This window comes from Ignavibacteriales bacterium (assembly GCA_026390815.1).
Lineage (GTDB): Bacteria > Bacteroidota > Ignavibacteria > Ignavibacteriales > SURF-24 > JAPLFH01.
Genome location: JAPLFH010000054.1, coordinates 74,663 through 95,885, shown reverse-complemented (window position 1 = coordinate 95,885; position 21,223 = coordinate 74,663). Strand labels below are relative to the sequence as shown.

The window sequence follows — 21,223 nt, the reverse complement described above, 5'->3', positions numbered from 1 at the left end:
CTTAACGAATAAAATCAATTGTTAATCTGCATAACTGGTGCTATTGAAATATTTTTCTTAAATAAATTAATAAACTCGTCAATTGTAAGAGCATCTTTAACATTATATTCACCAATTCGAGTTCTATTTAAACTGCTTAAATAAGCGCCACAGCCAAGCACTTGTCCTAAATCATTCGCTAATACTCTAATGTAAGTTCCTTTTGAACAATTAATCTCAAAATAAATATTGGGCAAATCGATTTGGGTAATTTCAAATTTATAAACATTTATTTCCCTGGATGCCCTGTAAACTTCAATTCCTTTTCTTGCATATTTGTAAAGTGCTTTTCCTTTATGCTTAATAGCCGAGTACATCGGTGGAGTTTGGTTTATCTTTCCAAGAAATAAATCTCTTGCTTTATAAATATCCTCTTCACTTATACCATCAGTACTTTTTTGTTCTATCACTTCAGATTCGGAATCCATCGACTTTGTTGCCGAACCAAGTGTAATTGTTCCGGTATATGTTTTTTCAAGATTCTGAAACGATTCTATTTCTTTAGTTTTTTTGCCAGTGCAAACAATAAGTAAACCAGTTGCATTAGGATCAAGCGTACCGGCATGACCAACTTTTTTTACACCAATAGTTTTCCTGATTTTATATATAATATGAAACGATGGTCTATTAATCATTTTATCAATAAGAACAACTTCGCCTTGTTCAAAATCAACTTCAGTAAGATCAGTCGTTGTTTTGTTTATCATTCTCATGAATCTTTTTAAAAATTCCTTCCATCTTTTCGACGTAATCAATTGTATCATCAATAAAGAAATCAATATCAGGAACAAAGCGCAGCTTAACTCTTTGGGCTAATTCTGTTCTAATTAATGCTTTTGCTTCGTTTACTTTTTCCAGTACAAAATTTCTTTTTTCTTTATTAAAAACCGAAAAATAAATTTTTGCAACCCGTAAATCCGGACTAACTTTTACATCTGTAATTGTAATAAGTCCAAATGCAGGATCTTTCAGTTTATAAAGAAAGATTATACTAATCTCTTCTTTTATCAACTTAGATACTTTTTCTATTCTGAATGACATTACTCTAATTTCTTTTTAGTTTCAATAAATTTATATGCTTCAACTATGTCCCCAACTTTTATATCGTTAAAGTTGTGCAGGTTTAAGCCGCACTCATAGCCAGCATCAACTTCTTTAACATCGTCTTTAAATCTTCTTAAGGAATCGAGCTCACCTTCCCAGGTTACAATTCCCTGGCGAATCAATCTTACTTTATTAGATCTTTGTATCTTACCTTCCTGAACATAACAGCCTGCAATTGTTCCTGCTTTAGGCACTTTAAATGTTTCTCTAATTTCAACGGTTGCAGTAATTTCTTCTGAAATAACCGGTGAGAGTAATCCTTCAAGAGCAGATTTCACTTCGTTGATTGCATCATAAATTACGTTGTAAAGCCGGATATCAACTTTCTCGGCTTCAGCAAGTTTACGGGCATTTAAATTTGGACGAACATGGAAACCAATTATAATTGCTCCAGATGCGGAAGCTAATAGAACATCACCTTCAGAAATTTGTCCTACTCCTGTATGAATAACACGAATTATAACTTCTTCATTCGATAATTTCATCAAAGAATCGGAAAGTGCTTCTACAGATCCATCCACATCACCTTTAACAATAAGTGGAAGTTCTTTAACTCCGCCAATGCTAATCTGATGTGCAATTTCATCAAGTGTAATATGGTGAACTTGTCTTTGATCCTGTTCACGTTTTAACTGCTGACGTTTAATGCTTATTTCACGTGCAGCTCTTTCGGATTCTACAACTACGAAAGTATCACCTGCCTGAGGCGCTCCTTCAAAGCCAAGCACCATAACCGGCGCTGATGGACTTGCTTTCATCACTTTATTATTTCTTTCATCAAACATAGCTCTAACACGTCCATGATTTACACCCGCAACAAATGGATCACCAATTTCCAGCGTGCCTTTTTGTACCAGGATTGTTCCGGTAATTCCACGTCCTTTATCAAGCTGGCTTTCTACAACAGTTCCGCGGGCTTTTCTATCTGGATTAGCTTTTAGTTCAAGCACTTCTGCTTCAAGCAAAATTCTTTCTAATAGTTCTTCAATGTTTTTACCAGCTTTAGCAGATATTTCTATACATTGATATCTTCCACCCCATTCTTCTACCAGAATATTTCTATCGCCAAGCTGCTGTTTAATTTTATCCGGGTTAGCGCCTGGTTTATCTATTTTGTTTATCGCAATAATAATTGGAACGTTTGCAGCCTGAGCATGATTTATAGCTTCCACAGTTTGTGGCATTACAGCATCATCCGCAGCAACAACAAGAACAACAATATCTGTTACTTTTGCACCACGGGCGCGCATTGCAGTAAAAGCTTCGTGTCCCGGTGTATCTAAAAATGTAATGAACTTTCCCTGTACGTTTACCTGGTAAGCACCAATGTGTTGTGTTATTCCACCCGCTTCACCGGAAACAACGTTAGTAGATCTTATCCGATCAAGCAATGATGTTTTGCCATGATCAACGTGCCCCATAATTGTAACTACCGGTGGACGTGGTTTCAAGGATGCAATGGTATCCGGTGTATCAGCCAACTCTTCTGATGAATACTCATCCTGAAACTCAACTTCAAAACCAAATTCATCTGCAACCAGAGTTATTGTATCAACATCAAGTCGCTGGTTGATAGAAACCATAATGCCCAATCCGATACATTTAGAAATAACATCGGATACAGGAACATTCATCAGGTTTGCAATTTCGCTAACAGCAATAAACTCAGTAACTTTTAATTTCTTTTCGTCTGCAAGCTGTTCTTCAAGTTTTCTTTCCTGAATTTCTGCTTTTTCCTTTTTCTTTCTTTTTCTTATGCTTGCACGTTCTGCCACAACCGAATCATCAAAACTGGAAAGCGTTCTTTTAATTGCTTCATCCACTTCCCTGCCATCAACTTCAATGCGCTTAAATTTCTTTTTCTTTGGGACTGCAACTACTTCTTCAGTTGTTTCTACTTTTAGTTTTTTCTTTGCTTTTGGTTTTTTCTTTTTCTTTTTAGATTGATCCAGTTCGGATTCTTCAGCAGCAGTTTTAACTTTTAAATCTTTTGCGGGAACACCTTCGCGTACAGTTTCTTCACCTTTGGATAATTTTGTTCTATCCGGAGAAACCACAGGTTTTTTCTTACCTTTATCAAGATCCATCTTACCAACAATAGTTAAGCCTCTACGCTGCTTAATTTCCTTTTCCATATCCGTCTGATAACTCAGAATTTCAGTCTGTTCCGTGGGATTGTCAGTTTCTTCGGTTGGCTTTTCTAAAACTACAGGAGTCTCTTCAATTTCTTTTCTATCTTTTTCCTTCTCTTCAACTTCGGCTACAATTTCAACCTGGTGAACTATTTCTTCAACATGAGTTTCTTTTACAACAATTTCCTCAACCGGAGGAATTTCTTCAACTTTAGGAATTTCCTCAACAACAGTTTTTACTTCTACTTTTACTGGTTCTTCCTTGCTGGGCTGCTCCGATTTCTCCGCTCTCTTTTTTTGAAATTCCGAAATCTTACGGTAATGTTTTTCCGCCTTTTCAATATCCTTTTTGAAATGAGCAGTAATATCCGCAATCATATCATCCGATAGAGCGGACATATGCGATTTTACATCGTGTCCTTTCTTCTGGAGGAATTCTAACAACGAATCTGCTGATAGATTATACTCAGATGCATATTTGTAAATTCTAACTTTCTTTGTCTTGGCTTCTTCGGACATATTTTTCCTATTTTAGATTTCGGATAACAGAATTATTTAATTCCGTTAACCTCAATTAGCAATCCGCAATTATTTACTCTTCTTCTTCAAATTGATTTTTAAGTATTTCAATTATTTCGGCAATTTTCTCTTCACTAAGTTCAGAAATTTCTTTTAACTTTTCTGGTTTTGCAGTTAATACTTCCAATGCCGTATCGAACCGGTGGTTGATTAGAATTTCATAAACTTCGTTACCAAGTTCTTCTTTCAGATCTACCAATTCAATGTCTTCTTCATATTCTTCATACGATTTTTCTTCTCTAATAACTTCAATTTCATAACCAGTAAGTTTCATTGCGAGTCGAATATTTACTCCGTTTCTTCCAACAACTAATGAAACCTGATCGCTATCAGCTACCACTGTTGCTTTTCTTGTGTCTTCATCAACAGAAATTGCTTTTAGTTTAGCAGGTGATAATGCCCTTTGAATATATACTTCTATGTCATCAGAAAAATTAACAACGTCAATATTTTCATTGTTCAGTTCTCTTACTATTGCATGGATACGAACACCTTTCATTCCAACGCATGCTCCAACAGCATCAATTCTTCCATCGGAAGATTCGACTGCAACCTTTGCTCTTTCACCTGGTTCTCTTGCAATTCCTTTTATCTCAATTACGCCATCATAAATTTCTGGTATTTCAATTTCAAACAATCTTTGCAGGAATAAATTATCAGCGCGGGAAACGATAATTACCGGACCATTCGGCGTTTTTTTAACTTCTTTTACAATTGCTCTAACAGTCTCTCCTTTGCGATATTTTTCTCTCGGGATTTGTTCGTGGCGCGGAAGTAGCAATTCATTCTTATTATGGTTAACAAGAATGTCATTCTTTCTAACCTGGTAAATATCGCCAACAACTATCTCGTTAAGCATTTCAATATATTCATTATAAATAATATCTTTTTCAAGTTCACGGATTTTCTGGTTTAAACTCTGACGAGCAAGATTTATCAATCTTCTGCCAAAGGAACTTAAATCTAATTTTTCAACAAAAACTTCGCCGACTTCTAATCCATCATCATTGCCGCGTTTTTCTACTTCCTCTAAACTAATTTCAATATTTGGATCAACTACATTTTCAACAATTTGTTTTTCAAGAAATATTTCTATATCACCCTTATCCATATTAACAACTACATCATATACTGCTTCGAGTCCATATTTTTTCTTAACAAGTATTCCGAATATTTCCTCGATTATTCCTCCAAGAACATCCTTATCGATATTCTTTTCTCTAACCATCTGGGAGAAGGATTCAACTATCTCACTATTCATTTATTTTTTCCTCCAACTTCAAAAGCTAATTATTACTTTTGCTGACTTAATTTTATTAAAGTTAATCATTAATTCATTTTTGTTTTGGCTGAAGTAAAGATCTTCGCCATCTATTTGAATAAGCTTACCTTCTATTTTATTCATTTCTTCTTCAGCGTGGTAAATTACCTCAAATTTTCTGTTCAAGTGTTTGGGAAATTGTTTCAGGAATTTTAATGGTCGCTCGGTACCAGGCGAAGAAACTTCTAACCGATATTTATATGGAATTAAATCTTGTTCTTCCAAAATCTTTGCTAATTGAAAGCTTACTGCTGCACAATCGTCTGCGGATACACCGGTTTCACTATCAATAAAAATCTGAATAATTCGATTCCTTTCGTCGCCTTTGTAGACAACTTCTATAAGTAGAAAACCTAAACCTTCTGTTACTTGTAAGGCAAGATCTGATATTTTTTTCTGTAAGATATTCATATAACAAAAAACGCCCTCAACGGGGCGGAATTACATTGTAAAAGTAATACTAAAAGGTGGAATAAGCAAATTGGCAAATAGTAACTTTTTATTGAAAAAGATATGTGGTATGGAAAAGGAATGATTTAGTGGCTTTTAAGTAAATAATGGATAAAGATTAATTACGGCGTGATTGAACTTAGTTCGGATCCAAATTTATTTTTAATCTCTTCTTATTTAAACTGGGGAAGATTCAAGTCAGTATTACCTTTTTTTATTTCATCACCATCATCTTTTTAGTTGTTGAGTAACTTCCTGCAGTAAGCTTATAAAAATAAATTCCACTTGTTAGGTGCGAAGTAACCTCACTCCTACTGGTATTAAACACAACTTCATAATTACCTGCTGGTTTATCTTCATTTACCAATGTTGCAACTTCGGTTCCAAGAACATTAAATATTTTTAAAGTTACAGTACTAAACGAAGCAAGTTGAAAACCAATTTCTGTTGATGGATTAAAAGGATTCGGATAATTTTGAAATAGCCGGAAATTTGAAGATCCTCTTTCATCCTTTACCTGCGTAACAATTTGTGGTTTGCCGGCTTCTACCCAAGCGGAATATATTAACACAGCTAAATTTTTAGCTGCATGGTTTAATAGATCGCTTGTAAAGTTTTTTGTTTGACTCCACAAGGTTGAATAATACAAATCGCTGTTTGTGTTTCCGGCAGTACTTTTTGAATTAATATCCGACTGAATTACTGAATCGACATATGAATAATTTGAATAGATATAATGAAAAATAAAATCGGAAGTATTTGAAACGTAGCCGATAGAATCCGTATTAAAAATTATTTGATCTGCATACCGGCTCATTAGATTGCTTTCATACCTGGAATGCAATCCACCCGGATTATAATTTTTTGTAATATGAAGCGGCATATGTCCGTCACCAACATAATGTCCAAGATCTGCCGCAAAAAATTTTGCTCTGTTCCAATCCTTTCTGCTAAAACATTTCTTCAAAGAATCGAAAGTAGTAATCGTTGCCCATGGTAAAATCCCCTGGTCGTTCACATAAGCTGCCCCGTGCAGCATAACCATCGAATCTAAATTTTGAGATATAAATCCATTTGTAACAAACTCGGAGTAACTATCGATGTCTATATAATGTTTAATGCCTTCTGTAGGATCGCTTCCCTTTCTGTTATCCGCATCGGAAGCGTGCTCAGAAAGATAGTCCTTCCAGTTTTCAAAACCGTTCATTTCCTTGGGGAAATATTGTGCTGCATTATAATTTATTTTTTGATGGGCAACTTTTCCCCAGCCGCCGAAAAGAAATAATACCGGGATTGCTAACAGTTTTATATAGTACAAATGTTTATTCATAATGAACTCTTATTTACCAATTAGTTGTAAAATAATATGTCTGGTTCTCTGTAGATTGTCAAAATCGATAAGAATTATTTGCTGCCATGTTCCAAGTAAAAGCTGCTTGTTGGAAAAAGGAACGGTGAAAGATGCGCCTAGAATTGATGCTCTTAAATGCGCATAACCATTACCATCGTGCCAGGTGTTATCATGATGATAATTTTTGTTCGAAGGAATTAATTTTTCAAAAAGTTCTGGCAGATCTTTTTTCAAACCGGGCTCAAACTCGGTGGTTGTTATTCCAGCCGTAGAGCCAACCACAAATACCAGCGCATTTCCTTCTGATAACCCGGAGCTGCTGATAAGCGATTGAACATTATCAGTAATATCGATTAAATCGTTAAAGCCTTTTGTCTTTACATCAAATGATAATGTTTTTATATCCATTTACTCTATATTAAAATACTGGGCAAAAATTATGGAATCAAAAATGGAATAGCAAGTGTAATGATTTTGGGGCAATAGAGCAGGTTGTTTTTTAGTAGTTAATTTAATATTAGATAAAAATAGTCTGAACCAAGTTCATTGCATATAACCGGGTTCAGACTTATATAAAATTTAATTTGGGCTTTTACTTAGCAGCTTCACAATCGAACGGAATATTTTTCATTCCGATACCATAAACTTCAGTAACACCATACTTATTTCCACCCTTGTATTCCTGTGTAAAAGAAATATCAGTCAACCGGCAGTTGCCATCATTATTCTTTAATATTACGTTTGTGTTAATTTCCCTGCGAAGAATATTCCCAAGATAATCCCGGATGATTCTCCAGTCATCTTCAACTATTACAACTTTAATTGGTGATTCATTCTTCCAGCCTTTATCCTTTATTGCTTTTAGCATAGATGATTGAAGTGCCGCATCTTTCATTTTTGCAATTGGAAGTTTATTAAGTTTTCCGGCAACCATTTCTCCAGATTTATTCAAAGTAAAAGATCCCTCTGCAAATTTCTTTAAACATTTATCTCCATCACCACCATAAAACTCAAATTTAAATTCATGGGTCCCATTTGGTAATGTTTTTACCAATTCAGCCCACTTTTCTGGAACACCTCCGTTGACATCATCCGGGTTATCCCCAGGAGATAAATTAAGACAGATTTGGCAAGTTGTCCATGTTTTCCCACCCGGTAAATAATTTTGATTGATAATTCCTTTATCAACTCCATCCACAAATACCATCAAACGAAAGTTAGAATTATTGTTGAAACAATTATCCCCCAGTCCTTCAGAAAGACGCGGCAGGCTTTTTTCAAGAAAAACTCTTCCGTACACCGGGTCAGATACATTAAAAACAGTTTCGTATGTTATCTGATCCTGGGCATCCTTTAGTATTCTTTCTTTTGCCCACAGAATTTTACCAACATTTTTCCTATGGGTTTCACCTGTCATTCCCTGATCTTGCGGAAAGATAACAGCGGTGAACAAAAATAAAATAGCAGCAATAAAAAGTAAATTCTTTTTCATAACTATCTCCTTTTATTGAATGATTAAATAAACACTATCTATAAGAGTTACATCAAAAAATAACAATCTGAAACTTATAATTAACATCTTCGATCACTTGGTCAAAAAGAAACAACAAACCAACTGGCATTACAAAAACAAACAATAACATTGTACTTATTTTAGAAGCATCAGCTTGGCGCTTTTCTCAAACACCTTTCCATCCTCAGTTGAAGAAGCTTTAAAATGATAAAAGTAAATCCCGCTTGAAACCTGCTCACCTGAATTGTTCCTTCCATCCCATACAACTTCTTTATATCCCTCTGTGTCATTACCTGAAACTAAAGTTTTTATCTCTCTTCCTATAAGATCATAAATCTTCAACTCAACATATGATGATTTTGGCAGAGCATATTTTATTGTTGTTGTTGGATTAAACGGATTGGGAAAGTTCTGATATAGTTTAAAGGAACTAATAATTTCATGCTTATCAACTTTTATTGATGTGCTTTTACTATAAAAAAAGGCTGGTACCATTTCTATACTAATCGAATTGCCGGAGGGATCTTCCGCATTTATCTTTAGTGAATAGTAATTGAATGATAATACCGGTATTTCAGTTTGATAATACAATTCGGTTATGCTCAGCGGTAGTTCTGACCAATTCAAATCATTTTCAGACCTGTAGAACAATTGCACATTAGATACAGAGTCGTCATCTTCCAGCTTAAAACGAATAGTATTCTTAGTAGCAGGGGTAATAATATTGTTTATTCTATCACCGGAAAGTATCTGAAATAAAATCATGTTTGGTGGATTCTTATCTTCATTCCTCAAATCAAATACCGCAGTTGCTTTTGTAATAGCTGGTTTATGTGCAACTTCACTCTTATCGTTCATGACAACTACCTTATATTTATCCGGTGGAACTGGAAATCTCAAACTATCAGGGACGTAACCTGCAGCAATAGAAATTGTAAATAATTCAGATAATATTTCTTTTTCTAAAATTACACTGTCTTGGTTACTTATTTGTATTTTGGGCGGGTACTGTGGTAGTACATCATTTGATTGCGAAAGAAATAGCTGTTGATCATTCCTTATCCCCCAATCACCCCTTATTCTTATTGTGTTTGTTTGATTAATATATTTTCCAAACCAGTAAGTAGGAGTAAAACCAAAATATGCGTCCTCGGTTTCCGAAAGAATAAATGGTTTATCATAGCTTGATTTTGAGGTATAGCCATATATTTTACCATTGCCAATACGCATTTGAGCACTTTCTAAATTCTCCTTTCCAGAACCATGTAAATCAACCTGTTGCCAGAACTTAGAGGCTATCAAATCAATCGAGGCACTTGTATCTTGGTAAATACTAACATTAAGTGGTAATTTATAAACTGGATCATCCAAATAATAATGACCGAACGGAAAAAACCCAACGTGAATTATTTGCGACATTATCGAATCCGGGAAACTGTAATGGAAATGAGCATGTTTATAATTCAAAGGATTATTTTGCACTATTGAATCTATATCTGAATTTTTTAGTTGACCATTTAAAATGTATATGTCACCATTATTTGATCGCTGCTTACCTTTTACAGCCCACTCGCAACTTATATTCTTATTTGGAAAATTGTTATACCGCAATATATAGTAAGGTCTATTATTCAATATTTGCTCGATTACGATACCTCCGTTAAATTTCTTAGTTCTATATACAAGATCTATTTGGTTAAGCAGCAAAGTTATATTTTCAGCCCGCAGCAAATTAAAATATTTTGTTTTATTAGCTTCAACTTTTTTAATAGTAATTGTTAAATCATTGTTTATATATGCTTCTTTATAAAAAACTGTATGTTGATATGGGATTTCTTGCTGATAGTAATTTGTAAATATCTGTAAGCTATCAGATGCTACTTTAAAAATATACTGGGTATTTTTTGTAAAATTTAAATATTCGCTACCACTTGCACTTAATATCCAAATACCTTCCATTTTAAAATCTGCATCTACAGTTAAAGTATAGGTCTTGGAATTTTGATTACTAATTATTTGCTTTTGGTTATTTTTATATTCCATAAGAGCAGTTTTATCGCCATTGAAAATCATTCTGTGAAAATTTGTTATATCTTGCGTAAATGAAGTATGAAGAAGTGGAATAAAGTATAGTAATAATATGCAGAGTTTCGTAAATCCAAAAGCCATAATAATCCCTAATATGTATTTAAGGGGCAAGTTTATCTTACCCCTTTTTACAAATTTATCAATATGCTATTTTGTTAATATCATTTTATTGACCATTGTAAAGTTACCGGCTTTTAATTGATAAATATATATTCCACTCGGTAAATTTTGCGCATTAAATTCTACACTGTGTTTACCTTTTTCAAGATTATCATTTAACAAGACTGAGATTTCCTGCCCCAACTGATTGTAAACAGTTAATCTAACAAACGTACTTTGAGCTAATTGAAATTTAATTACGGTTGTTGGATTAAAGGGATTGGGATAATTTTGTGAAAGTTCATATGTATAAGAAATTTCATCAGCAGATTTGGTTTTTTCAAGCCACGGATTGCAAACAAAAACTTCTTGTGAAGTAGCTGCTGATTCATTGTTTGTATAGTCTCTGGCAGTAACCTTATAATAAACGAAACGTTTATCACCTTCTGTGTAAGGGTTTTCGTTTATATCTGAATAATGTGTGGCAGTTGTTGAAGCACGATATGCCCAGCTTCCAGAACCTATTTTTTTGTAAACGACGTAATCCTTTAAATCATATTCACTATTAGCATCCCAGGAAATATATGGATGATTTGACTGCCAAGAACCATCAAATGAAACTGGGGTTTCAGGACTGACTACATCTGTTATTGAACCATATGCCCAGTCTGATACAGCCTCATCACTTGCAGGGGTATTTTCAGCTGTACAATAACCCTTAACACGATAATCTCCATTACCATATATAGCTGCTGCATCAAGGAATTGTAATCCATCATACCCTTGCCAGTTACCACTCATATCAGGTTGAGTTAAATGATAAAATTCGATATTAATTTTTGTTACCCATTGGTTACTTTCATACTTCTGTAACTCATAACCGAAATCAGCACTACTATAATATCTACACCATCCGGAGTAAATAAATGCCCATGAATGAAAGTCATTCCAAGGATCATCGTAAAAAGCTACTAAACTCATATTTGCTTCAGGGGGGTGTGGTGGTGGTGGATTTTGTGCAAGTATTATGTTGTTTAAAAAAGTTAATAAAATAGTTAAAATAATCAAGATAAAATTTTTCATTGCTATTCTCCGAATTATTAAAAAATTCATTTGCATTTAAAAAAAGACTTGAAATTCACTACAGCAATAGTTGGCTTTATAAAGTCTTGGAAATATTTACAGGATAATGCTGAAGTTATTAATAAAAGAGCTAAAAATAAATTTAGAATGCACTTTGTTATGGGACTAATTGCTTTGTGTAACGGGACAATTAGTCCCATTGTTAGATGAATTTGTTTATCGAATTGCCACATATTTTCATGAATCTCTCTAATTCATAATTCTAACATTTGCAAGTTAGAAACTTGCTTTGCAAATGTCAATATCCTAACCCTTGTGGTCTGTTCCCTGGCTGTCAAGGACCATGAGCCTGTCCGAGAACTACCTTTTTTAGTTAAATAAAAAAGTAATTTTTTAGTATTACCAGATTAAAATTTTTGGATATTTTATTTCTCTTACGAAAAATTAATATCTGGCATTATATAGTTTCCAGACTTAACTGTTTCCATAATTTCTTAATATTGTAAGCAGTACAAAGTAAACTCAACTCACAATTGGTTTTTTCAATTCCGCGAAGCAAGAACTGTCTGAACAACATTGTTCTTTTTAGATGTGCAAAGACAGCCTCTATGAGCATTCTTTTCTTATACTTTATTCTTCCCTCAGTAGATAATAGTTTATTCCGCATTTCAGTCTTAAACTTATCGTTTTCATATATATTTATCTCTCTGAACTTCGCAGTTTGCTTACTTATGCACTCTCTTCTAAGTTTGCAGTCTTTACATGATTGACCTTTATATATTTTGAACTTTACTCCATTACGTTTATCATTTTTCTTAAATTTCATCTGCTTCTCATTTGGACAAGTATAAGTGTCAGCAATTGCGTTATATATAAACTTCCTTCTATCAAATTTCCCGATTATTTCTTTACCCGATTCATCCGTCTCAGCGCTTATTTTACAATCAGGCAGATACGCATCTATTTTATTCTTTTCCAAATAATTATAGATTCTTCCACTTTGGTATCCTGCATCGGCAGATACTTCTTTCGGTTTTTCTCCTGCATTCTGAACAACTTCTTCATATACTGGAATTAAATTACCATGATCATCTTCTTTACTCGATGCTTTACATGCTAATATTACCTGATGTTCACTATCTATAGCTGCTTGAACATTATAGCATATATCAGTACCCCTATTATTAGTCAGCATTATTCTTGATTCCGGATCTGTTAGGCTTACTCTCTTTAAATTATTTTCCTCAAGATGTTTCTTTGCCTGTTTTATCTTTTCTAAGAGTTTCTCCTTGCCTGATAGTTCTTCTGGAAGTTCCTCCCCTCTTTTGTCTTCCCCGTATTTTTTATCCTCTTCTTTATCTATTTTATCTGCACATTCGATTATATGGCGTATCTTTTCCTCAACATTGCTTTCAAGTCTTAAGAGATCATCTTTATCCAACATCATTTTTCTTGATGAATTTGCTTCTATCTTTGTCCCATCTATTGCTACATGCCCTAGTGAAAATAAACCCATACGTTTACATATCTGAAGTACCTGCTTAAAATATTCTATCAGGTATTCCTTTTTGTTTTTCCTGAAGTCACTTATTGTCCTGAAGTCCGGTTTCTGCATTCCGGCCAGATACATAAAGTAAATATCACTTAATAATTTCTCCGCAATTTTTCTTGAACTCCTTACCCCCACTGAATAGCCATATAATAATATTTTTACCAACATCATTGGGTGGTACCCAGGTTGTCCTTCTTCACTATAACTATTATATAATTTTTTAAAATCAAGTTGTTCAACAATTAAATCAATTATTCTAATCAAATGATTTTCAGGGATAAGTTCTTCCAGATTATTTGGAAACATTATTACTTGGTGTTGCTGGTATGGACGAAATTTCATTTTTGGAGCTCACGATTTTTGCTACCAAAATATATTAATACTTTTATATATTTGCATTAGTTCTCGGACAGGCTCCCATTCCTTGACAGGATTGTTCATCCAGCTAGCGGAATTATTTTTATAAAATTAGTGGATTGAATTTTATCTACACCACTATCTCACTTTTAGTATCAATTAAAGTTATCTCTGTCAAAGTGTGGGAGTCTGTCCGAGAACTTAGATTTGTTAAATTAATTTTCACAATATTGCATTTAAATAATTTATAACCCCCTCTTATTGGATTTTTATTCTTGCAATACTAGTTCTCGGACAGGCTCGTGGACCTTGACAGCCGAAAAATAATTTAATTTTCCGTAGCGAGAATGAAATAATTTTAGGAACTATAAAGAGAATCAAGAATTGCATCTGGATGTTTAGCTGCTACGCAAAGTAATACTCTTGCTGGACCATCTGGTTTTCTTCTACCTTGTTCCCAATTCCGCAAGGTTCCAGCACTTATTCCAAGCAGCTTAGCAAATTTATCTTGCGATAAACCATAATGTTCTCTTATTGTTTTAACATCTGGATCATCAAAATTAAAAACACGTTTTGCTTTTCTAGAGCCGTGTAAGATTTCACCACCTTGTTTTATACTTGTAAGTAATTCATTAAATAATTTATCATTCATTTTATTTCTTCCTCCAACACTTTCTTTAATATTTTCAGTTGTTCATCTGTCAAATCATCTTGAACACTCTTTGGATAAATTAAGAGCATTAAAATTATTTCTTTTACTGAATGCCAATAATAAATAATTCTCGAACCTCCTCTCTTCCGGTGCCCAGAACCAGCTATGTAGTTAGTTCTTAAAATCATTGCAAAACGGCAAAAGTATTTGAGCAATGAATATTCTTAAAAATGCAGAATCTGATATCCCCGTTTCGTCGATTCACCGATTCGCCAATTCTTAAATGTTTGGTTCCGGCTTGTCTGGTTATGTATATAAACACCGCTTTTAAAATGACAACTATTCTTTCTACTAAAGTAATAAAAACATAATTTCACTCTCGATTGTGTAATTAAATTTCGATAGATTTGTAACAAAAATATCTATTAACAAAATGAGTTTTTATGACTTCTCAAGATTATATTCATTTAGAAGAAAAATACGGCGCTCATAACTATCATCCACTGCCGGTTGTAATTGCAAAAGGTAAAGGAGTTTTTGTTTGGGATGTTGAAGGAAAAAGATACTACGATTTTCTTTCAGCATATTCGGCAGTTAACCAGGGGCATTGTCATCCTAAGATAATTGCAACAATGATTGACCAGGCAAAAACTTTAACTCTAACTTCCCGTGCGTTTTTTAATGATCAATTAGGCGTTTATGCAAAATTTATAACCGAATACTTCGGCTATGATAAAGTTCTTCCAATGAACTCCGGCGCAGAAGCAGATGAAACAGCTTTGAAGTTATGCAGAAAGTGGGCTTATCAAAAGAAAGGAATAAAAGAGAATGAAGCCAGGATTGTTGTATGCGAGGGAAATTTCCACGGCAGAACAATTACAATTATTTCTATGTCCAGCGATCCTGATGCTTATAATGAATATGGACCTTACACTCCCGGATTTATAAAAATTCCTTATAACGATTTATCAGCATTAGAAAATGTTTTGCAGGATCCAAACGTTGCGGGATTTTTGGTAGAGCCAATTCAAGGCGAGGCAGGAGTTTTTGTTCCGGATGAAGGTTACATTTCCAAAGCGTACCAAATGTGTAAAGCAAAAAATGTTTTGTTCATTGCAGATGAAGTACAAACAGGCATTGCGCGAACCGGGAAACTGCTTGCCTGCGATCATGAGAACGTTAAACCAGATGTGTTAATTTTAGGAAAGGCGCTTTCTGGTGGCACAATGCCAATTTCTGCTGTGTTAGCAAATGATGATATAATGCTTTGTATTAAACCTGGTGAGCACGGCTCTACATTTGGCGGAAATCCATTAGCTGCACGTGTTGCAATTACTTCGCTTGAAATTGTTAAAGATGAAAAGCTTGCCAAGAACGCTGAAAAATTGGGAAAATTATTTAGGGATGAAGCGCGGAAAATTAAAAATGAAATGATTGAGCTTGTACGAGGTAAAGGTTTGTTGAATGCAATTGTAATTAAACCAATGAACGGCAAGGAAGCGTGGGATATTTGCTTGAAGATGCGTGATTATGGTTTACTTGCAAAACCAACACACAATCATATAATCCGTTTTGCTCCACCACTTGTTATAACTGAAGAACAGGTTATGGAAGCAATTGAAATTATTAAGAAATCAATTAATGAAATAAGCAGCAACTGATAAATTTACGATACACCAAGAAAGGAGAAATAGTTAAATACCAATAATCAAATTGCAAATAGCAAACAAATTTCAAATTCCAATTATTGCATACCGGAGAATATAGCAGAAAAAAATGTTTTTCTTTAAAAATTGGAATTTGAGGATTGGAGTTTGTTTGGATTTTGTTTTTTGTTATTTGGAATTTAATTAATAAATACTCTTGTTACTTGACAGTAAGTAAGAAAATAAATTCCTGGAAGAAGGACATAGGAATTGGTTAGTGTTTGGCATCCTGTTTTTAAAATATTAAAATAGATTTTTATCTGGAGTTAAGATGAAACAATTGCGTCGTTCTCATAATAAAATGATTGCTGGCGTTTGTGCTGGTATAGCTGAGTACTTAAACCTCGATTATTCTCTTGTTAGAATTGTTTATGTTCTGGTATCCATTTTCAGTGCTGCTTTTCCAGGAATACTTGTTTATATAATTCTTTGGGTTGTTATTCCGGAAAAGGAATAACCAAGTGAAGTCCAAATCAATTTTATTATTAATAATTTTATTCTTTTTTTTTCATACAAATTCTTTTTGCCAGATAAAAGAAGTTGGCGTTGGTATTTATGGTGGTGCTGGAAACATTAGCGGAAACCTGCCATCGCAAACCTGCTTTACAGTTGGCGCTACTTTGGATTTTCTTCCATCATTTACTGGTGGTCTCCCACTTCGTCTTGGAGTAATTTACGCACGCAAAATTGAAGTGATACTTCCAACAGGTTTGCAGGGAAGATATTATCCATTTGTAAAAGGAATTTTTCTTAAAGGAATTTTACAACAGCCGCTCGGTAAAATTGGATACCTTGAAGAAACAATTGGTCCGCTATTATTAAATGACAGAACCTTTAACGATGTTGATGCTTACGATATCGGCGCAGTCTTTTCCCTTTTGGTTGGATTAGATTTTAGAGATCTGGCAAATAAAGGATTTAAATCCGGATTTGGAGTTGAGTATGGTTCAACTTTTACTGGCACCACAGCTCAGTACACATCAATACATTTATTGGGGCAATTCTATTTTTAGTGAAAAGTCAAACGTGAGACAAAAAACTCCCCTTCTTTTTTCCCTTTCCGTTTCCCTCGTCCAGTTTCCCCCGTCCCGTTTCCCTTTCCCGTTTCCCTTTCCCTTTTCCCTTTCCTTTTCCTTTTCCTTTTCCCGTTTCCCTTTCCCTTTCCCCTTTCCCGTTTCCCTTTCCCGTTTCCCTTTCCCTTTCCCCTTTCCCGTTTCCCTTTCCCTTTCCCTTTTCCCTTTTCCCTCGTCCCGTTTCCCTTTCCCTTTTCCCTTTCCCGTTTCCCTTTCCCGTTTCCCTTTCCCTTTCCCTTTTCCCTTTTCCCTCGTCCCGTTTCCCTTTCCCTTTTCCCTTTCCCGTTTCCCTTTCCTGTTTCCCTTTCCCTTTCCCGTTTCCCGTTTCCCTTTCCCGTTTCCCCAGTCCCGTTTCCCCCGTCCCCCGTCCCGTTTCCCTCGTCCCTTTCCCCAAATATTGTTCTTGATTATTATTTATATAATCTTAATTTAGCTACGTGATTTTCATTTTTTAACAATTCAGGGGTGCTTGCCATGAAAAAACTATTAGTAATTTCCATCATTCTTTTTTTATTAAGTGCTAATTCCAGTTTTTATGCTCAGGGAAAAATTTCCAGGAGTAATTATAAGCTTGGAGGCAATGTTACATTTTCATCCTCAAGTAGTGAAGATGATTATCATAAATACACTGCCCTCTCGTTCGATGCCTACCCATCATTTTCCTTTCTTATAACGGATCATTTAGAAATTGGCACTAGTATTAGTTTTTACTACTTCGAAGATAAATATGAACCCAAAAACGGAGGTGGTTACAATCAAAAGTATTTTAGTAGGAACTTTGGCATTGGTCCAATGATACGCTATTATATTCAAGCTGGCAGTATATTCCCTTTTGTCGGCGCTGAATTCAGATATGCGACAAATAAATTAACAGGTGATAACAAAGAAGAAGGTAGAGATTTTAGTTTTTATACTGGAATTGATTTTTTTCTTTCCTCAAGTGTAGCAGTTGAACCGATTATTAAATATACAATTTCGAATAATCAATTCTACGAGCGGAATACTTTTAGTGTTGGTGTTGGTATTAATTATTTCATTACTAAATGAAAGAATCAGGAATAATCTTCTCAATTCCTGTGGAAGGAATTTCTTGTTTAACATTGGTTGAAGGATTTGATATATCTGGCTAATTTTGAAAAAGATGAAAGACCATGAGTTCAATAACAAAGCCGCCCAATGGCGGCTTTCCTATTAAATCAAACTGGGATTAATTTTTACTTTTTCTCTTCTTCACTTTTTATTAAATATTTTTCCGGAATCTTTCCTTGCTTTAATTCATCACTAAGACGTGTTGCCTTATAAAGATTCTTAATGCACTCCATCATTCCATCAGAAGCAACACTTAAACAGCGATTTAATTCAGTGGTAAAAATAAAGTTACCTGGTAAACTTTCCATATTGCCATCGAATGCAAGACCAACAATTTCTGCATTTTTATTTATTACCGGGCTGCCAGAATTTCCTCCAATAATATCATTAGTAGAAATGAAATTGAACGGTGTAGAAATATCAAACTCTGCTGGCGGCTTCTTCCATCTTTCAGGTAAATTCCAGGGATATTTTTCCTGGAATGAATAGAATCTATCGTACATTCCATAAAAAGTTGTTTTAGCCGGAGCCTTGGTACCGTTATAATCATAGCCCTGAACAACTCCATCGGCAATTCTTAAAGTAAAGGTTGCATCTGGTGGAATTGAAGTACCATAAACTTCAAATATTGCTCTGCCTAATTTTTGATTATAAACTTCTTCTTTATTTGTCAATTCTTTTACCTTAGCTCTGCACTCAGCCAATTTATCCTGCGTGTTCAATAAAAAATAAATAAAAGGATCATCCGAATTAAGTATTTGCTCAGGTGTGTTTTTCAAAAATTCCTGAAGCGATTCTTTTGAAACTAGTTTTGATTTGTTCAAAATAAAATCTGCTGCTTCTTTACCTTTTTTATTACCAAAAAGTCTTTGAACCAGTTCATTATCTTTGCCAAGGTTATCAATAATTATATCAGCGTGGACTTTTAATAATCTGTCATTATACATTTTATCAAAATCCTTTGGAAAAATAGAGTCAATAGTTGAATCCAAAAGAGCAGCTTGATATTGAGGCAATCTATCATTCTCAGGTTTTTGTAATTGATTGGCAAGCGTAATAACATTTTTAGCTATATCAAAATATGCTGATTTAAGAAGAGGACTTAAAGAATAAGCGGTGATAGTTTTGGAATACTTTCGTATTTCATTTCGCAGATTTGAAATATTTTCCCAGGCATCACCGTATTCAGATTCTAGTTTTGGATTTGCTTCAACGGCTGATCTAAATGTTTTTTCAAAATCTTTTTTCCGCGCCATAAGGTAAGGATCATTTAATCCTTTTATTTCACCAATATAAACTTTCTGAGAATTTGTGTAGCCATACAAACGATCCATTAATTTATCAGCCTTTGCAGGATTATCTTTTATAGTTTGCTCATAAACTTCAACAATACCATTTAACATTTTTAATATGGTTGGATATTGAATATCACGGAAGTATTCAAGTTGAGAAATCGTGTTTAAGCGATTAGTTCTGCCAGGATTGCCAACAACAAAAATTGCTTCACCATCCATTGCACTTTTGGGACTCCACTTAAAATAATTTTCTGATTTTAATGGTTTACCGCTGTCATCATAAACACGGAAGAAAGTTACATCAAGGTTGTAGCGTGGATAAGTAAAATTATCAAAATCGCCACCAAAAAAGCCAAGCTGTGTTTCCGGTGCAAATACCAGGCGAACATCTTTATATCTTTTATAGGCATACAACGAATATTTACCTCCGTTATAAAGTGTAACAACAGATGCTTCTAAACCGGATTCCTTTTTAAATTTGGAAGTAATCTCTTCAATTATTTTAGATTTATTAGATATTTTTTCCTCATCAGTTTTACCTGCAGCAATTGCATTTTGAACTTCCTTGGTTACATCTTTAATAGAAACAAGCTGATCAACAAATAAATCTTTTACAAGTCGTTCATCTTCAAGCTTTTCGGCAAAGAAACTTGTTTCCTGAAGGTCTTCCCCTTCTTTTGTAACTGCAGTTACACTGGCTCTACCACAATGGTCATTTGTCATAATTAGTCCATCTTCAGAAACAAAAGATGCAGAACAGTAAGAAGCAAACCTAAGGGCAGATTTCCTTACTTTTTCTAACCATTGTTCGGAAGGTTTAAATCCATATGTCTGGTTAAAATATTCCACTGGAGGATTATCGAACGTCCACATTTTGCCTGTATCAAAGCGCCCGGCTTTAACTGTATCCAGGTTAATTCCATTGTATAAGGAATATTTATTGAAATCTGTAGAACCAGAACAGCCATACATAAAAAGTGCAGAAGTAATTAATAAAACTTTCCCCAGATTTTTGGATAGTATATTTTTCATAATATCTCGAATTTATGAAGTGAATAAAATTGTGCGAAAAGTTAGCACAATTAAAAATATGAAACAAACGATTTTGCAGATGAAGTTTATTGAAGTGGATTAGAACACAGAAGAAATATTCTCTTTCATTTTAAACTGAATTTTTAAACAGTTTAAATTTTGGTTAACTATATATTCCAAAGAAAGAATATTGTATTCTTTCCTTAAAAATGTTACCACATACAATTCTTTTTAATCAGATGTAAGAATCAGGTGTATATAAAGGTTCAATTTCCCATTCATCTTCAATTGTGCCAATGCAATGAGAGCATTTATCAACATAGAATACTGATTTTTCTTCTGTTGGTAAAGCATGAACAAAATTGATAACTGTCTGGCAGCTTGCACATTGAACAACATGAGAAGTTTTTGTTTTTGCCCGGCAAATTGGGCATAAATAACCTAAATCATTCAAACTCTTATTTGGGTCAACTAAGTAAATTGAATTGCACTTTGTATTATTGCATTTTACGAAATGTAATTTGACCGTAGATTTCTGTTCGATGTATACCTCCATTTTTTCGTAGTACAAAGCTATCAAGTTGTTTCCAAAAAAACTATGGAAAAATTATGCCTTGAAAATTTTTTCCCACCTCACATTGTACTATTTTCATCTATTGTAAAAATATTTTATTTTAACTCAAAGGTTTTATTGATTTACAACTGTCA

20 protein-coding genes are annotated in these 21,223 nt (G+C 34.1%); 4 read left to right on the top strand and 16 right to left on the bottom strand.

Annotated elements, in window-relative coordinates:
* Window positions 1-14 precede the first annotated feature (14 nt).
* From truB to NTX22_16380, 13 genes are all read right to left on the bottom strand, one after another.
* Entirely contained in the window at window positions 15-746 is a 732-nt protein-coding gene (gene truB / locus NTX22_16440) for a tRNA pseudouridine(55) synthase TruB (protein MCX6152116.1), read from the bottom strand.
* Window positions 724-1,080 (bottom strand): 30S ribosome-binding factor RbfA, encoded by a 357-nt coding sequence (gene rbfA, locus NTX22_16435; protein ID MCX6152115.1) that lies wholly within the window; start codon window positions 1,078-1,080, stop codon window positions 724-726. Before rbfA ends, truB begins: the two co-directional genes overlap by 23 nt.
* Complete coding sequence (gene infB / locus NTX22_16430) at window positions 1,080-3,794, bottom strand: translation initiation factor IF-2 (GenBank protein MCX6152114.1); 2,715 nt, start codon at window positions 3,792-3,794, stop codon at window positions 1,080-1,082. The genes rbfA and infB overlap by 1 nt, the downstream gene beginning before the upstream one ends.
* 73 nt (window positions 3,795-3,867) lie before the next feature.
* Window positions 3,868-5,115 carry a transcription termination factor NusA gene (nusA, locus tag NTX22_16425; protein ID MCX6152113.1) on the bottom strand — a complete coding sequence of 416 codons (1,248 nt, stop codon included), beginning with the start codon at window positions 5,113-5,115 and terminating at the stop codon, window positions 3,868-3,870.
* Between the two features lie 18 nt (window positions 5,116-5,133).
* On the bottom strand, window positions 5,134-5,586 hold the full coding sequence (locus NTX22_16420; protein MCX6152112.1) for a ribosome maturation factor RimP: 453 nt from the start codon (window positions 5,584-5,586) through the stop codon (window positions 5,134-5,136).
* A 253-nt stretch (window positions 5,587-5,839) separates the two neighbouring features.
* Window positions 5,840-6,955: a T9SS type A sorting domain-containing protein gene (locus tag NTX22_16415; GenBank protein ID MCX6152111.1), complete on the bottom strand. Its 1,116-nt coding sequence runs from the start codon at window positions 6,953-6,955 to the stop codon at window positions 5,840-5,842.
* 9 nt (window positions 6,956-6,964) lie between these two features.
* Window positions 6,965-7,384 (bottom strand): secondary thiamine-phosphate synthase enzyme YjbQ, encoded by a 420-nt coding sequence (locus NTX22_16410; GenBank protein ID MCX6152110.1) that lies wholly within the window; start codon window positions 7,382-7,384, stop codon window positions 6,965-6,967.
* 184 nt (window positions 7,385-7,568) lie between these two features.
* Entirely contained in the window at window positions 7,569-8,468 is a 900-nt protein-coding gene (locus NTX22_16405; GenBank protein ID MCX6152109.1) for a hypothetical protein, read from the bottom strand.
* Window positions 8,469-8,624: 156 nt separating this feature from the next.
* Window positions 8,625-10,658, bottom strand: a complete 2,034-nt coding sequence (locus NTX22_16400) for a T9SS type A sorting domain-containing protein (GenBank protein ID MCX6152108.1) — start codon at window positions 10,656-10,658, stop codon at window positions 8,625-8,627.
* Window positions 10,659-10,724: 66 nt separating this feature from the next.
* Window positions 10,725-11,759: a T9SS type A sorting domain-containing protein gene (locus NTX22_16395; protein ID MCX6152107.1), complete on the bottom strand. Its 1,035-nt coding sequence runs from the start codon at window positions 11,757-11,759 to the stop codon at window positions 10,725-10,727.
* 457 nt (window positions 11,760-12,216) lie between these two features.
* A complete protein-coding gene (locus NTX22_16390) occupies window positions 12,217-13,653 on the bottom strand; it encodes an IS1182 family transposase (protein ID MCX6152106.1) in 1,437 nt (478 codons plus the stop codon).
* Window positions 13,654-14,026: 373 nt separating this feature from the next.
* The gene (nadS, locus tag NTX22_16385; GenBank protein MCX6152105.1) at window positions 14,027-14,320 is read right to left on the bottom strand and encodes a NadS family protein; all 294 of its coding nucleotides are present in this window, start codon (window positions 14,318-14,320) and stop codon (window positions 14,027-14,029) included.
* Window positions 14,317-14,535 (bottom strand): hypothetical protein, encoded by a 219-nt coding sequence (locus NTX22_16380; protein MCX6152104.1) that lies wholly within the window; start codon window positions 14,533-14,535, stop codon window positions 14,317-14,319. Before NTX22_16380 ends, nadS begins: the two co-directional genes overlap by 4 nt.
* 228 nt (window positions 14,536-14,763) lie before the next feature.
* On the opposite strand from NTX22_16380, the gene rocD reads away from it, so the two are divergent.
* The 3 genes from rocD to NTX22_16365 all read left to right on the top strand — a co-directional run bounded on the left by rocD (window position 14,764) and on the right by NTX22_16365 (window position 17,039).
* A complete protein-coding gene (gene rocD, locus NTX22_16375; protein MCX6152103.1) occupies window positions 14,764-15,981 on the top strand; it encodes an ornithine--oxo-acid transaminase in 1,218 nt (405 codons plus the stop codon).
* A gap of 316 nt (window positions 15,982-16,297) precedes the next feature.
* Complete coding sequence (locus NTX22_16370) at window positions 16,298-16,483, top strand: PspC domain-containing protein (protein ID MCX6152102.1); 186 nt, start codon at window positions 16,298-16,300, stop codon at window positions 16,481-16,483.
* A 4-nt stretch (window positions 16,484-16,487) separates the two neighbouring features.
* Window positions 16,488-17,039 carry a hypothetical protein gene (locus NTX22_16365; protein ID MCX6152101.1) on the top strand — a complete coding sequence of 184 codons (552 nt, stop codon included), beginning with the start codon at window positions 16,488-16,490 and terminating at the stop codon, window positions 17,037-17,039.
* Between the two features lie 7 nt (window positions 17,040-17,046).
* On the opposite strand, the gene NTX22_16360 is transcribed toward NTX22_16365, so the two are convergent.
* Window positions 17,047-17,493: a hypothetical protein gene (locus NTX22_16360; protein ID MCX6152100.1), complete on the bottom strand. Its 447-nt coding sequence runs from the start codon at window positions 17,491-17,493 to the stop codon at window positions 17,047-17,049.
* Between the two features lie 80 nt (window positions 17,494-17,573).
* Here NTX22_16360 and NTX22_16355 point away from each other — a divergent pair, with 80 nt between their 5' ends.
* On the top strand, window positions 17,574-18,146 hold the full coding sequence (locus tag NTX22_16355; GenBank protein ID MCX6152099.1) for an outer membrane beta-barrel protein: 573 nt from the start codon (window positions 17,574-17,576) through the stop codon (window positions 18,144-18,146).
* Window positions 18,147-18,313: 167 nt separating this feature from the next.
* On the opposite strand, the gene NTX22_16350 is transcribed toward NTX22_16355, so the two are convergent.
* Window positions 18,314-20,515, bottom strand: coding sequence for a S46 family peptidase (locus NTX22_16350; protein MCX6152098.1), 2,202 nt, complete (start codon window positions 20,513-20,515; stop codon window positions 18,314-18,316).
* A gap of 235 nt (window positions 20,516-20,750) precedes the next feature.
* A complete protein-coding gene (locus NTX22_16345; GenBank protein ID MCX6152097.1) occupies window positions 20,751-20,969 on the bottom strand; it encodes a hypothetical protein in 219 nt (72 codons plus the stop codon).
* Window positions 20,970-21,223: the final 254 nt, after the last annotated feature.

Excerpts from the sequence above, each read along its gene's own strand:
- nadS (MCX6152105.1), bottom strand. The coding sequence starts at position 14,320 with ATGAATGATAAATTATTTAATGAATTACTTACAAGTATAAAACAAGGT.
- NTX22_16405 (MCX6152109.1), bottom strand. The coding sequence starts at position 8,468 with ATGAAAAAGAATTTACTTTTTATTGCTGCTATTTTATTTTTGTTCACC.
- truB (MCX6152116.1), bottom strand. The coding sequence starts at position 746 with ATGATAAACAAAACAACGACTGATCTTACTGAAGTTGATTTTGAACAA.
- NTX22_16410 (MCX6152110.1), bottom strand. The coding sequence starts at position 7,384 with ATGGATATAAAAACATTATCATTTGATGTAAAGACAAAAGGCTTTAAC.
- NTX22_16350 (MCX6152098.1), bottom strand. The coding sequence starts at position 20,515 with ATGAAAAATATACTATCCAAAAATCTGGGGAAAGTTTTATTAATTACT.
- NTX22_16420 (MCX6152112.1), bottom strand. The coding sequence starts at position 5,586 with ATGAATATCTTACAGAAAAAAATATCAGATCTTGCCTTACAAGTAACA.
- rocD (MCX6152103.1), top strand. The coding sequence starts at position 14,764 with ATGACTTCTCAAGATTATATTCATTTAGAAGAAAAATACGGCGCTCAT.
- rbfA (MCX6152115.1), bottom strand. The coding sequence starts at position 1,080 with ATGTCATTCAGAATAGAAAAAGTATCTAAGTTGATAAAAGAAGAGATT.
- NTX22_16395 (MCX6152107.1), bottom strand. The coding sequence starts at position 11,759 with ATGAAAAATTTTATCTTGATTATTTTAACTATTTTATTAACTTTTTTA.
- NTX22_16415 (MCX6152111.1), bottom strand. The coding sequence starts at position 6,955 with ATGAATAAACATTTGTACTATATAAAACTGTTAGCAATCCCGGTATTA.
- NTX22_16355 (MCX6152099.1), top strand. The coding sequence starts at position 17,574 with ATGAAAAAACTATTAGTAATTTCCATCATTCTTTTTTTATTAAGTGCT.
- NTX22_16400 (MCX6152108.1), bottom strand. The coding sequence starts at position 10,658 with ATGGCTTTTGGATTTACGAAACTCTGCATATTATTACTATACTTTATT.
- NTX22_16370 (MCX6152102.1), top strand. The coding sequence starts at position 16,298 with ATGAAACAATTGCGTCGTTCTCATAATAAAATGATTGCTGGCGTTTGT.
- infB (MCX6152114.1), bottom strand. The coding sequence starts at position 3,794 with ATGTCCGAAGAAGCCAAGACAAAGAAAGTTAGAATTTACAAATATGCA.
- NTX22_16390 (MCX6152106.1), bottom strand. The coding sequence starts at position 13,653 with ATGAAATTTCGTCCATACCAGCAACACCAAGTAATAATGTTTCCAAAT.
- nusA (MCX6152113.1), bottom strand. The coding sequence starts at position 5,115 with ATGAATAGTGAGATAGTTGAATCCTTCTCCCAGATGGTTAGAGAAAAG.